The following is a 12,460-nucleotide window of genomic DNA, read 5'->3' on the forward strand; positions in this document are numbered from 1 at the left end:
ATCAGGTAGCGGCGCGCCGCGAGAAGAAGCGCCGCGTCAGATCGAACGCTACGAGGTTGCCTGCCACCACGAGTACCAGACCAACGACGGCCAAAACAGTCCAGCGATAGCCCTCGAATACGGTAGAGACCGCTAACGCCACGATCGGAAACAGCACGGTGCAATAGGCGGCACGCTCCGGGCCCATGCGTCCCACCAGCATCAGATAGGCCGTAAATCCGACCACCGAGCCGAACACGGCCAGATACGCCAGCGCACCGAGATACCGCACATCCGGTTCGACGCTGAACGGCAAGCCCGCCAAGGCGCTGCCCACGGTCAGGATGCTGGCGCCGATCAGCATGGCCCAGCTATTGGTGACGAGCGGATGCAGACCCATCGACTGCATCCGGCTCGACAGCAGGCTGCCAGTGGAAAAGCACAACGTGCCGAGCAATGCGACGCCCATCCCGAGCCACGCGGTCTGGTCGCCGAGGTGTCCGGCCATCTGCGGCACGAACAGGCACAGGATGCCCACCAGACCGAGCAGTGCACCCAGGATAACCGTGGGTTGCAGCGGCCGTCCCATGAACAGCCGGCCGTTGATCGAATTCAGCAGCGGCGCGATCGAGAAGATCACGGCAACCAGACCGCTCGGCACGACCTGCTCGGCGTAGTAGAAGCACAGAAAGTTGCAGCAGAACAGCGCCAGGCCCTGCGCCGCGAGATATCGCCAAGCGGCGCGCGGCGGCCAGATCGGCCGGCGCATGATGCGCAGCACTGCGAACAGGATCAGCGCGGCGAGCCCGAAGCGCCAGGCAATCGACACCGGCGGCGGCACCACGCCGAGTTGCCATTTGATGGCGATCCAGGTGGTACCCCAGATCAGAACGGTTAAGGCATAAAGAAACAGGTTCATGGCAACGCTTGCGGGATGAAAATCGGGGATTCGACCACCCGAGTCTGCGCCTGCGGACCAGCCACTACTTGTCCAGGATTGCGCACTTTTTGGCCGTGCGGAGCGGCGACTGCGCCGTCCGCTCTATACTGTAAGCCATGCAATCCGCCACTTCTTCAGCCGTGAATACCGCCATCCAGCCCGGCACCGCGATCGACTCCACCGAGACGCCATTTGGCATCCAGTCGGTGTGTCACACGCTGCGCGACGCCAACGCGACGCTGCAGCGCTTCGCGTGGCTTGGCGACCAGTTGGCGGTGGCGGAGTGGACTCGCGAGACGGAGGAAGCCGAAACCGTCTACGAAAATCCGGGCCATCACACGCTGTCGTGCTATATCGACGGCGGATATCGCACCGAGCGTCAAAAGATGCCGGGGCTGTATGGCGCGCCGACGCGGCTATGCGCGCTGCCCGGCGACCACGAATCGCGCTGGTGGGTGCGCGGCAAGATGCATTTCATGCATCTGTATTTTTTGCCCGAACACTTCACGCAACGCGCCGTGCGGGAGTTGGACCGCGAGCCGCGGGAAGTGACGCTGGCTGACCGCACCTATTTCGAAGACGCGCGCATTGCTACGCTGTGTCAGTCGTTAACCGAGGAAAGATGGGACGACGCCGATGGTCTGCTAAGGACCAATGAAACAGCGCACGAAGTATTGAGCCTGCTGCTGAAGTCGCAAGGCGTGAGCCGTACCGATGCGGAGCTCAGAGGCGGTCTCTCGGTGGCGACGCGCCGGCGGCTACGCGACTACATCGACGCGCATCTCAGCCAGCCGCTCACGTTGGGCGATCTGGCCGATGTGGCCTGTCTGTCGGAATACCACCTGGCGCGTATGTTCCGCACATCGTTCGGTTTGCCGCCGGCTGCGTGGATCGCCCAGCAGCGTATCGAACGGGCTCGGCTGCTGTTGCGCACCACGGCGTTGCCGCTCGCCCAGATCGCGGCGCGCTGCGGTTATGCGAACGCCAGCCACTTTAGCCACCGCTTCCGCGAAGCGGTGGGCGTGGCGCCCGTACTGTTCCGCCAGGCGATGAGCACGGCGGCGTAGCGTCGGCTAAGGCTGGCTACGCCTGGCTTATTGCCTACTTCAAGGCCATCGCCAGCACACGCGCCACGTGCACAGCGTCGACGCCGGCGCCGTCGTAAATCTGATGCCGACAACTGGTGCCGTCGGCCACCATCACCGTATCGGCACCGATCTTGCGCACCGCCGGCAGCAACGACAACTCCGCCATCGCCTGCGAAGTCGCACAGTGCTCAGCTTCGTAACCAAAACTGCCGGCCATCCCGCAGCACGACGACTCGACCGTCGACACCGTCAGCTCCGGAATCCACTTCAGCACGGTTTGCACAGGCGTGAATGCGTCGAAGGCTTTCTGATGGCAATGGCCATGCACGAGGGCCTTTTGTGTCGGTAGCGGTTTGAGGTCGAGCTTCACGCGCCCGGTTTTCTGCTCGCTAACCAGAAACTCTTCGAACAGGAACGCCGACTTCGACAGCCGTTGCGCTTCCTCACCAAAACCATAGTGGAGAAACTCATCGCGCAACGACAGCAGACACGATGGCTCGAGTCCGACAATCGGCACACCGCGATCGACAAACGGCTTGAATGTATCAAGCATGCGCCGCGCTTCCTGCTTCGCCTCGTCCACGAGGCCTGCGGCGAGGAACGTACGCCCGCAACACACCGGCCGCTCGCCCTGGCGGGTGTTGAAGTGCACGGTATAACCGGCAGCCTCCAGCACCTGCTGAGCGGCGCGCGCATTCTCCGGTTCCATGTTGTTGTTGAACGTATCGACGAACAACAGGACTTCTTTCACTTGCGCATTCGAACCCGCCGGACGAGCCGCGCGTGTCGAAGCGGCCCCTGCCAGGAACGACTTGCGAAAACGCGGCAGTGGGCGCTCGGGCGCAAAACCCACCGTGCGCTTGAACCATCCGGACAGCACCGGCACGTTCTCAGCCAACGCCATCAGCCCCGGCACCTTGCTCGCGAACGGCGCATAGCGCGGCATGAACGCGACCAGCCTGTCGCGCACACTCAGACCATGCCGCTTGACGCGCGCCGCCCGTGCCTCGATCTTGAACTTCGCCATATCGACGCCGGTCGGGCAATCGCGTTTGCAGCCCTTGCATGAGACGCACAGGTCGAGCGTTTCCTTGACGTCGTCGCTCGCTAATCCTTCTTCACCGAGTTGTCCTGAGATCGCCAGACGCAATGTATTGGCACGGCCGCGCGTCACGTGCTGCTCATCCTTCGTCACGCGATAACTCGGGCACATGGTGCCCGCGTCGAACTTGCGGCAATGGCCGTTGTTGTTGCACATCTCGACGGCCTTGCCGAGGCCGCCAGCGAGATCGTTGCCGGTACCCGGCAGCGTTTCCTCGCCGGTAAGCGGATCACGATCGACGTTCCACGCGGACCAATCGAGAGCGGTATCCAGCGCCCGTACGCGATAGCCCGGCGCGAAGCGGAAATTGCGCGCGTCGTCCATCTTCGGCGGACGCACGATCTTGTCCGGATTGAAACGGTTGTCAGGGTCGAAGAGCGTCTTGATCTCGCTGAACGCTTCGTTCAGGCGCGGGCCGTATTGCCATGCCACCCATTCGCCACGGCACAGCCCATCGCCGTGCTCGCCCGAATACGCGCCCTTGTATTCCTGCACGAGAGCCGCGGCTTCTTCTGCAATCGCCCGCATCTTGAGCGCGCCGTCCTGCCGCATGTTGAGAATTGGCCGCACGTGCAGCGTACCGACGCTCGCGTGCGCGTACCAGGTGCCTTCCGTACCGTGACGGTGAAACACTTCGGTGAGCTTGCTGGTGTACTCGGCCAGGTGTTCGAGCGGCACCGCGCAGTCTTCGATGAAAGACACCGGCTTGCCGTCGCCCTTCATGCTCATCATGATGTTCAAGCCGGCTTTGCGGACTTCCCACAAGGCTTTCTGCTCGTTGGCATCCGGCATCTGCACGACCGAATCGGGCAAGCCGAGATCGGCCATCAGCTCGGTCAGTTGCTTGAGACCGGCCAGCTGCTCGTCGCGATTTTCGCCGGCGAATTCCACCAGCAGGATCGCTTCGGGACGACCCACCAGCGCTTTCTCGATGACCGGGCGGAAGGCCGGGTTGCTGATCGCCAGATCGATCATCGTGCGGTCGACCAGTTCTACCGCCACCGGCTTCAGCTTGACGATGTGCTGCGTCAGATCCATCGCCTGCCAGAAGGTCGGGAAGTTGACCACGCCGAGCGCCTTGTGCGCGGGCAACGGCGAGAGCCTCAGCGTCAACTGCCGGCTGAACGCGAGCGTCCCCTCAGAGCCGACCAGCAGATGCGCGAGGTTGGCAATGCCATCATCGGTATAGGCGCGTGGATTCTGGCAGTCGAACACGTCGATGTTGTAACCGGCGACGCGCCGCAGCACCTTCGGCACGCGCGCCACGATCTCGTCGCGTTCGCGCGTCGCGATGCGCTTCACGCCTTCGACGATCTCCTGCAAGCGCGCCCCTTGCGGTGCGTCTCTCAGCGACCCGAAGCGCGCTTCGCTGCCGTCGGCGAGGATCGCTTCAATGGCCTCGACGTTGTGCACCATGTTGCCGTATTCGATCGAGCGCGAGCCACACGAGTTGTTACCCGCCATCCCGCCGATCGTGCATTGCGCCGCCGTCGAAACGTCGACTGGAAACCACAATCCATGCGGCTTGAGCCAGGCGTTCAGATGATCGAGCACGACGCCCGGCTCGACCGTCACGGTGCGCGCCTCGGCATCGAACGAGACGACGTTGTTCAGCCACTTGCTGGTGTCGATCACCAGCGCCTCGCCGACCGTCTGCCCACATTGGCTCGTGCCGGCGCCGCGCGCGAGCAGCGGCACCTTTTCGCTGCGCGCCACTTCAAGTGCAATGCGCAGGTCGTCCTGATCGCGCGGCACGACGACGCCGATCGGCGTGATCTGATAGATCGACGCATCCGTCGAGTAACGGCCACGGCTTGCGGAGTCGAACAGCACATCGCCGCGTAGGGCTTCGCGCAATCGCCTGGCGAGCGGCGTTGTCATCCGGGAACTGGACGGCACCAGATGAATCGGTTTGACGAGTAAGGGGGAAGCGGCATTCGTCATAGCGTCAGCCTGAAAAAAACTTTAGAACAGCGTCACACTGATTGGAGCAAGCCCTTCAATGCGACCGCTTGCCGTACCTGCGCTCTGCGGAAAGAACATCCCCGTGTACGAGCCGGCCGTGATCACCATCTCCGGAGTGACCGCAATGCCCCGAACCACTGCACAGTGATTCACGAGCCACGTAAGCAGCCGGCGCGGATCGCCGGCCGGATTTTTGGCGGCCTCGACCACCACGTTGCGCCCCTCGAAGCTGAACCGTAGTGACGGTGCGACAAACGGAAAATCTTCACGATACGGCACGAACTCGCCGACCACCAACGCGCCGTTGTTCTGCAAATCGGCGAGTTGAGCGAGCTTGTCGATGTTCGGCCATGCGGCGTAGCGGCTTGCGACGATTTCTATCGTTGTACCGAACGATCCGATACCCGCCAGCACTTCGGCTTCGCTATAAGGCTCCTGCGCCGGTTCGAAACGGCGGCCGAAACGGAACGCGATTTCCAGCTCGAGTGCGAGCGGCGTGAAGGCGTCGCGCGGCAGCCTGGCGCCGTCTTCGTAGACGTCGGCTGCGGGCAGCGGCGCACCCTGGATCGGTCCTGTTTCGGACTTCGAACCGATCTTCCAGCCGCCGATCTCCGAGCCCGACAAGCGCAGGATCTCGTGCTGGATCGCATAGGCAGCGCCGAAATCGGCCGGTATCTGTTCCGGCGGCAGGCTGTCGAGCGTCTGATGACGTGCTCGCGCTTCGGCGAGGCGCTGGCTCAAGGGGGAGGTATCGGTAAAGTTCATCTTGATTCTTGATGAGTGATTGGTTGGAAATTGCGTGACGCGAGAGCCTGTCACAGACTCAGACATTAAGGCCCGGCGCCGGTTGAGCGCCCGCTGCCGCGCTCTGTCCGAACTTGCTTTCCGGCTGCATGCGGAAGGCCAGTACGACACCGATCCCCATCAACAGCATGCTGCCGAGAAACGGCAGTTCCCAACTACCGAAGCGGTCAATCAGGAACCCGCCCACGACCGGCGAAATGATCGCGGCTAGCGCCGAGCCCGTGTTCATCATGCCGCTAGCAGTGCCTGAATATTCCGGTGCAATGTCCATCGGGATCGCCCACATCGGTCCGATCGTCATTTCCGCAAAGAAGAACCCAGCGGACAGACACGCCATCGAGACGTACAGGTTGTGCGCAAACATCAACGGCACCAGCACGATCAGCGTCAGCAGCATGCAGATGGACACCATCCAGCTACGCGCACGTTTCAGGCTGCCTGTGCGAGTGAAAATCTTGTCCGTGACGATGCCGCCGAGGGTATCGCCGAGCACGCCCGCGAAGAACACTGTCGAGGCAAACAGGGCCGACTTCTGCAGGTCGAGGTGATAACTATGCAGAAAGTATTGGGGGATCCAGCTCAGGAACAGCCACAAGGTCCAGCCATAACAAAAGTAGACGATCGTGACCGGGGCCATGCGACGAAACAGGGCCATCCACGGCACCTTGGCAGCTCTCGGCTTGGGTACCGGAAGCACTTCGAGTTCATCGGACGTGATGCGCGGATGGTCTTTCGGATGCTCGGTGAAGGTCACCGCCCAGACGATCACCCAGAGCAGGCTGAACAGCCCACAGATGTAGAACGACTCACGCCAGCCCCAGGTGGCCATCACCAGAACGATCGCGCCGGGCGCGACCGCATTGCCGATACGCGAGGCCGCGTGTGTGATGCCCTGCGCGAAACCGCGTTTCTCTTTCGCGACCCAACGCGCCATCGCGGCGGTCGCGGCAGGAAACGTCGCGCCCTCACCGAAGCCGAGCAGCAACCGCGCGGCAAGCAGCGATGTGAGGCCGCCGGCGAGACCGGTCAGAATCGTCGCCACCGCCCACACCGCACCGCAGCAGATCAGAGTCCGCTTCGCGCCGAAGCGATCGCTTACCCAGCCACCGATGATCTGAAACACGAGATACGGATACGCAAATGCGGAAAAGACCAGACCGATCTGCGTATGTGAAAGTTGGAACTCCTTACCGAACCCAGCTGCTGCGGTACTGACGTTGACACGGTCAAGATAGGTAATGAAGTACATGATGCAGAGCATCACTAGAACGATACTGCTCGCACTGGTCACACGAAACCGCTTCATCGTCTGTCTCCGTTGCTGCGATCGACGGCGTGCCTGAAACGGCGCGCTGCGTCGTTATTTCCCTGGCGTGCGCTGCGTGGCCGTAGCGCCTTGTGGACCGCTACGGCCGCTAAGACCGTTTACTGCAAGGGGAAGACTCCTCCTCTTCCCCCTTTACTCTTTACCCGTGATGCAGACAGCTCAAGCCGCGGCTTTCAGACCAGCCCGTTGTGCCTCAGCGGTCAACCATTCCATCGCCGCCGGCAACCCGCTCGCCGCAAGCGGCACACCCGCCAGTTTCAGGCCCATCTCGCAACCGGCCAGCGTTGCCAGCAACGTGAGGTCGTTGCAGTCGCCCAGATGGCCGATGCGGAACATACGGCCCTTCATCTTGCCAAGGCCCGTGCCGAGCGACATGTCGAAGCGTTCGTAGATAGTCTTGCGCACCGCGTCGGCGTCTATACCTTCCGGCATCATCACACCCGTCAGCACCGGGCTATACACGGCAGGGTCAGCGCACTGGATCTCGAGACCCCACGCCCGCACGGCGCGGCGACAGGCTTCGGCGAGACGCTCATGGCGCGCGAAGACGTTGTCGAGCCCTTCGTCGAGGATCATCTCGAGCGCTTCCGACAAACCATAAAGCAGGTTCGTGTTCGGCGTGTACGGCCAGTAGCCGGACTTGTTCATCTCGATGATCTCAGTCCAGTCCCAGAAGCTGCGCGGCAGCTTCGCCTGCTTGCCGGCGGCGACGGCCTTCGGCGACACCGCGTTGAAGCTGATGCCCGGCGGCAGCATCAAACCCTTTTGCGAGCCCGACACGGTGACGTCGACGCCCCATTCGTCATGGCGATAGTCGGCGCAGGCCAGACCCGAGATGGTGTCGACCAGCAGCAGGGCCGGGTGACCGGCCGCGTCGATCGCACGGCGCACGGCGGCGATATCGGAAGTGACGCCCGTCGAGGTCTCGTTGTGCACCACGCAGACCGCCTTGATCGCATGCTGCGTGTCTTCGCGCAGACGCGCTTCGATCATTTGCGGCTGCACGCCACGGCGCCAGCCCTCGATACCTGGCAAGCCGAGAAACTCCGGCTTCAGACCGAGGTTTTCCGCCATCTTCTTCCACAGCGTCGCAAAGTGGCCCGTTTCGAACATCAGCACGTGGTCACCGGGGCTCAGCGTATTCGACAGCGCCGCTTCCCATGCACCCGTACCCGAAGCCGGGTAGATCACCACCGGCTGCTGCGTCTTGAAGATCTTCTTGATGCCTTCCAGCACCTTCAACCCGAGCGCGGCGAATTCCGGGCCACGGTGATCGATGGTGGGATAGCTCATCGCCCGCAAGATGCGGTCCGGCACGGGGCTCGGCCCCGGAATCTGCAGGAAGTGACGGCCCGCAGGATGAAAGTCGAGCTTCAGCATGGGTCTTCTCCGATTGAATTTTGCATGCAAAAAACTATATCAGACGATCGATGACTAACCCAAGGCAAACGTGGGTTGCTGACACCAGTGTTTACCCGCTATCTTACCTAAAGGGCCGGCTTCCTATAAAATCGCCTCCAATGATAGTGAGGGTTTTTGTATGCAAAATTCGGAATTTGACGCGGATACCGCCAGCAGCCCGCTGATGCCGAAGGTTGAGCGGCAACGGTTGCATGACACCGTAGTTGAGCACATTCGGCGCTTTATCGTCGAAGGCGTACTGGAGCCGGGCAAGAAGCTTAATGAGCGCGAGCTGTGCGAGACGCTTGGCATTTCGCGCACGCCGTTGCGCGAAGCGCTGAAGGTGCTCGCGGCAGAAGGGCTGATCGAGATCTGGCCGAACCGCGGCGCGTCGGTGTCGAAGATGTCGGAGGCGGAGTTGCGCGAGACCTTTGAGCTGATGAGCGGGCTCGAAGCGTTCTCGGGCGAGCTGGCGGCCGAACGTATCACCGCGGCAGAGCTGGCTGAGATCAAGGCGTTGCATTACGCGATGCTGGCGTGTCGCGCGCAGAACGATCTGGCGGGGTACTACAGCCGCAATCAGGCGATTCACGACAAGATCAACGAAGCGGCCCGCAATGGGGCGTTGCGGCAGACTTATATTTCGGTGAACCGACGGTTGCAGGCGCTGCGGTTTCGGTCGAACTTTCAGATTCCGAAGTGGGATCGCGCGGTTCACGATCACGGCGAGATGCTCGAGGCACTCGAAGCGCGCGACGGTAAAAGGCTGAGCGCGATCTTGCGGCAGCACTTGCTGGACAAGCGCGATGCGGTACTGCAGGTGCAGTCGCAGGAGGATGTGGCGGCTTCGCCGCTGAAGGCTTGAAGAGCTAACTACGGCCCACAGAGCTCATCGCTCAACCACGCGGAGCCCCTCCCGCCCCCGCATTCAGTGCGGCCACCGACCTATGGTAGAAAGCAGGTTCACCACCCCATAACGTGAACTCGCCGAGACCACCCTATGTCCTCCGTTGTGGCCTTCAAACTGGTCCTGTTGTCGCTCATCGCGATGATCGGACTGCAACTGCTCGCAAAGCGCCTGCGCTTGCCACCCGCCGCCGCCTTGTTAATAGGCGGCGCAGCAATGGCCTTCGTTCCCGGCTTGCCCACCGTCACGCTCGATCCCGCTCTCGTGCTGATCGTGTTCCTGCCGCCCCTGCTAATGGACGGCGCCTATTTCTCCGTCTGGGCTGACTTCAAACGCAACCTCGGCGGCATCCTGCTGCTTGCGATCGGCGCAGTTGCCTTCACGACGCTGGTGGTCGGCGTAGTCGCGCATCAGGTCGTGCCGGGCCTGCCGTGGGGTGCCTGTTTTGCACTCGGCGCGATCGTCTCGCCGCCCGATGCGGTCGCCGCCAAAGCGGTGCTCGAGCGCGTCGCGCTGCCGCGTCAGCTGATGGTGCTGTTAGAAGGCGAAAGCCTGCTGAACGATGCCGCCGGTCTCGTCCTGTTTCGCTTCGCTGTCGCCGCGGCGTTGACAGGCACCTTCAGCACCAGCCACGCCGTCGCCAGCTTCGCGATCCTCGCGCTGGGCGGTGTCGCCGTCGGCGGAGCAATCGGCTTCCTCGTCGTGAAGCTGCTTGCCTATCTCGACGACGACTATCTGATGATCACCGCGTCGGTACTCGCCGGGTGGATCACTTATATCGCCGGCGAAATGCTCGATGTCTCCGGTGTCATCGCTACGGTCAGTTGCGGCATGACGCTTGGTTGGTATCAGCACGAGATTTTCTCCGCCGCGGTACGCACGCGCGGCACGGCGTTCTGGCAGGTCGTTATCTTCCTGATGGAAGCGTTGGTGTTCATTCTGATCGGACTGTCACTGCGCGGCGTGATTGTCCGTCTGGGTGGCGTGGGTGATGCACTGATCGCCTTCGCGCCGGCGGTTGCCGCTGTGCTCGCGGCCGTCGTACTCTCGCGCTTCGTGTGGGTGTTCGGCTCAGAAGCGTTGAAGACCGCGTTCTGCACACTCCTGCGACGCAGCGACGCCGCACCCGACTGGCGCTCGGCAACTGTCATGAGCTGGGCCGGGATGCGCGGAGTGGTGACGCTTGCGATCGCCCTGTCCTTACCCGATGAGATGCCCGGCCGCGATCTGATTCTGGTCGCCTCGTTCGCTGTGATTCTGGTGACGGTGCTCGGTCAAGGCACCACCATCGGACCGCTGATCAGATGGGTCAAACCAGCGCATATGGCAGGGCGGGACGAAAACCTTTTGAGCGAGCCGCAAGCCTGGGCGCGCCTCGAGGCCGCGCAACTCTCCGCTATCCAGCCGCTCGTGCACGATGCCCAGGGCAACGTCATTCATCCGCGCCTGCTCGAACAGTACAGCTACCGCGCGCGGATCACCGAAGCGCATCAGCTCGACGCCGCGTACCCCGTCGACGAACGCGCCGCGCACTATGACGTCGTGTTGGCCGCGATTGCCGCCGGGCGCACGGAGTTGTTGCGGATGCATCGATCAGGGTGTATCGATGATGACCTGCTCACTATCCTCGAGCACGATCTTGATTTGCAGGAGATTGCCGCGCAACACGGGCGTGGCTGATTTGAGGTTCCGAATCGAGGTCCCGAAAAACCTCACCTTTGACGTAACACGTGCGATATACGCACTACGCAACGCGCAAAGTCCTGGGTGTGAAATACTTCAAGGTGAGACTTTTCGGGACCACTGCAAGTGTGCGTGAAGACATCGGAGTCATCACACGAGCGTGAAGATCAAGTCCCTGGAAATCCTCACCTTTTCGACGTAGTCACAACACCATTCGAGGTCACATTCAATGCCAACCGTCGCCGTCGCGATCTTCCCCGGTGTGCAAGCGCTCGACGTCGCGGGACCCGTGGATGTCTTTTCGGAAGCCAACCTGTTTCTTCCCGCCGAAGCGCATTACCACGTGACCCTGGTCAGCGCCGAGCCAGGTACGTTGCGCGCCTCCAATGGTATGACGCTGGTCGCAGATCGAACCTTCGAGCAGGCCGAGCAAGGCTTCGACCTGGCGCTGGTGGCCGGCGGCCCCGCGCTGCCCGAGCACGAGCCCGAGCCGCGCCTGACCGCCTGGATTACCACCGTCGCCGCGCGCTGCAAGCGCTACGGGTCGATCTGCACGGGTGCCTTCGCGCTCGGCCACGCAGGCTTGCTGGACGAACGCAGCGTGACCACCCACTGGCAACACGCCGCGCAACTGGCCGCGCAATTTCCTCACGCACGCGTCGACTTCGACCGCATCTATCTGCGTGACGAACAGCTCGTCACGTCCGCGGGCGTGACGGCCGGCATCGATCTCTCGCTTGCGCTCGTCGCCGAGGATCACGGGCCACGCACCGCTCTCGCAGTCGCCAAGCGCCTCGTCGTATTTGCCCAGCGCCAAGGGGGTCAATCGCAGTTCAGTCCGTATCTGACCGCGCCTGCGGATGAAACATCGGCGGTTGCCAAAGTGCAGGCGCACGTCATGGACCATATCGGCGAAAACTTCACGGTGAAACGACTCGCGGACGTCGCGGGTATGAGCGCGCGCAATTTCGCCCGCGTCTTCGTGCAGGAGACCGGCGTGACGCCACATGAATTTGTCGAGCGCGCACGGGTGGACGCGGCGCGCAAACTGCTCGAGAGCAGCCCGGCGGCGCTTAAGGCGATTGCCTACGACTGCGGCTTCGGCACCGCCGACCGCATGCGCATCGTGTTCATGCGGCGCATCGGCGCTACGCCCATGCAGTATCGGGAGCGCTTCCGCTCGGCGTGAACGGCGCGACGCTGCAGACTCACGGTGCATCGTGAGAAAATGCTCAGCCTCACCTCTTGCCTCAGGCGCTCGCCG

9 protein-coding genes are annotated in these 12,460 nt (G+C 62.5%); 4 read left to right on the forward strand and 5 right to left on the reverse strand.

Going from position 1 to position 12,460, the window contains the following annotated elements; translation table 11 throughout:
• Position 1: 1 nt before the first annotated feature.
• Complete coding sequence (locus P3T24_RS11285) at positions 2–898, reverse strand: DMT family transporter (protein WP_074266706.1); 897 nt, start codon at positions 896–898, stop codon at positions 2–4.
• 137 nt (positions 899–1,035) lie between these two features.
• Here P3T24_RS11285 and P3T24_RS11290 point away from each other — a divergent pair, with 137 nt between their 5' ends.
• Positions 1,036–1,986 (forward strand): helix-turn-helix domain-containing protein, encoded by a 951-nt coding sequence (locus tag P3T24_RS11290; RefSeq protein ID WP_074266707.1) that lies wholly within the window; start codon positions 1,036–1,038, stop codon positions 1,984–1,986.
• A 34-nt stretch (positions 1,987–2,020) separates the two neighbouring features.
• Here P3T24_RS11290 and P3T24_RS11295 read toward each other — a convergent pair whose 3' ends face one another.
• The 4 genes from P3T24_RS11295 to P3T24_RS11310 all read right to left on the reverse strand — a co-directional run bounded on the left by P3T24_RS11295 (position 2,021) and on the right by P3T24_RS11310 (position 8,585).
• The gene (locus P3T24_RS11295; protein WP_429434568.1) at positions 2,021–5,053 is read right to left on the reverse strand and encodes an FAD-binding and (Fe-S)-binding domain-containing protein; all 3,033 of its coding nucleotides are present in this window, start codon (positions 5,051–5,053) and stop codon (positions 2,021–2,023) included.
• Positions 5,054–5,074: 21 nt separating this feature from the next.
• Positions 5,075–5,839: a 2-keto-4-pentenoate hydratase gene (locus P3T24_RS11300; protein WP_429434570.1), complete on the reverse strand. Its 765-nt coding sequence runs from the start codon at positions 5,837–5,839 to the stop codon at positions 5,075–5,077.
• 58 nt (positions 5,840–5,897) lie between these two features.
• Positions 5,898–7,184 (reverse strand): MFS transporter, encoded by a 1,287-nt coding sequence (locus P3T24_RS11305; RefSeq protein WP_074266710.1) that lies wholly within the window; start codon positions 7,182–7,184, stop codon positions 5,898–5,900.
• Positions 7,185–7,364: 180 nt separating this feature from the next.
• On the reverse strand, positions 7,365–8,585 hold the full coding sequence (locus P3T24_RS11310; RefSeq protein WP_074266711.1) for a pyridoxal-phosphate-dependent aminotransferase family protein: 1,221 nt from the start codon (positions 8,583–8,585) through the stop codon (positions 7,365–7,367).
• A gap of 160 nt (positions 8,586–8,745) precedes the next feature.
• On the opposite strand from P3T24_RS11310, the gene P3T24_RS11315 reads away from it, so the two are divergent.
• The 3 genes from P3T24_RS11315 (at position 8,746) to P3T24_RS11325 (ending at position 12,385) form a co-directional block, all read left to right on the forward strand.
• Complete coding sequence (locus P3T24_RS11315; RefSeq protein WP_074266712.1) at positions 8,746–9,471, forward strand: GntR family transcriptional regulator; 726 nt, start codon at positions 8,746–8,748, stop codon at positions 9,469–9,471.
• Positions 9,472–9,606: 135 nt separating this feature from the next.
• Complete coding sequence (locus P3T24_RS11320; protein WP_429434573.1) at positions 9,607–11,193, forward strand: Na+/H+ antiporter; 1,587 nt, start codon at positions 9,607–9,609, stop codon at positions 11,191–11,193.
• A 232-nt stretch (positions 11,194–11,425) separates the two neighbouring features.
• Positions 11,426–12,385: a GlxA family transcriptional regulator gene (locus P3T24_RS11325; RefSeq protein WP_429434576.1), complete on the forward strand. Its 960-nt coding sequence runs from the start codon at positions 11,426–11,428 to the stop codon at positions 12,383–12,385.
• Positions 12,386–12,460 lie beyond the last annotated feature (75 nt).

Source organism: Paraburkholderia sp. GAS33 (assembly GCF_050436645.1).
GTDB classification, from domain to species: Bacteria; Pseudomonadota; Gammaproteobacteria; order Burkholderiales; family Burkholderiaceae; genus Paraburkholderia; species Paraburkholderia phenazinium_B.

Coding starts and splice junctions, on each gene's coding strand:
- P3T24_RS11315 (WP_074266712.1), top strand. CDS start 8,746: ATGCAAAATTCGGAATTTGACGCGGATACCGCCAGCAGCCCGCTGATG.
- P3T24_RS11305 (WP_074266710.1), bottom strand. CDS start 7,184: ATGAAGCGGTTTCGTGTGACCAGTGCGAGCAGTATCGTTCTAGTGATG.
- P3T24_RS11325 (WP_429434576.1), top strand. CDS start 11,426: ATGCCAACCGTCGCCGTCGCGATCTTCCCCGGTGTGCAAGCGCTCGAC.
- P3T24_RS11300 (WP_429434570.1), bottom strand. CDS start 5,839: ATGAACTTTACCGATACCTCCCCCTTGAGCCAGCGCCTCGCCGAAGCG.
- P3T24_RS11295 (WP_429434568.1), bottom strand. CDS start 5,053: ATGACGAATGCCGCTTCCCCCTTACTCGTCAAACCGATTCATCTGGTG.
- P3T24_RS11310 (WP_074266711.1), bottom strand. CDS start 8,585: ATGCTGAAGCTCGACTTTCATCCTGCGGGCCGTCACTTCCTGCAGATT.
- P3T24_RS11320 (WP_429434573.1), top strand. CDS start 9,607: ATGTCCTCCGTTGTGGCCTTCAAACTGGTCCTGTTGTCGCTCATCGCG.
- P3T24_RS11290 (WP_074266707.1), top strand. CDS start 1,036: ATGCAATCCGCCACTTCTTCAGCCGTGAATACCGCCATCCAGCCCGGC.
- P3T24_RS11285 (WP_074266706.1), bottom strand. CDS start 898: ATGAACCTGTTTCTTTATGCCTTAACCGTTCTGATCTGGGGTACCACC.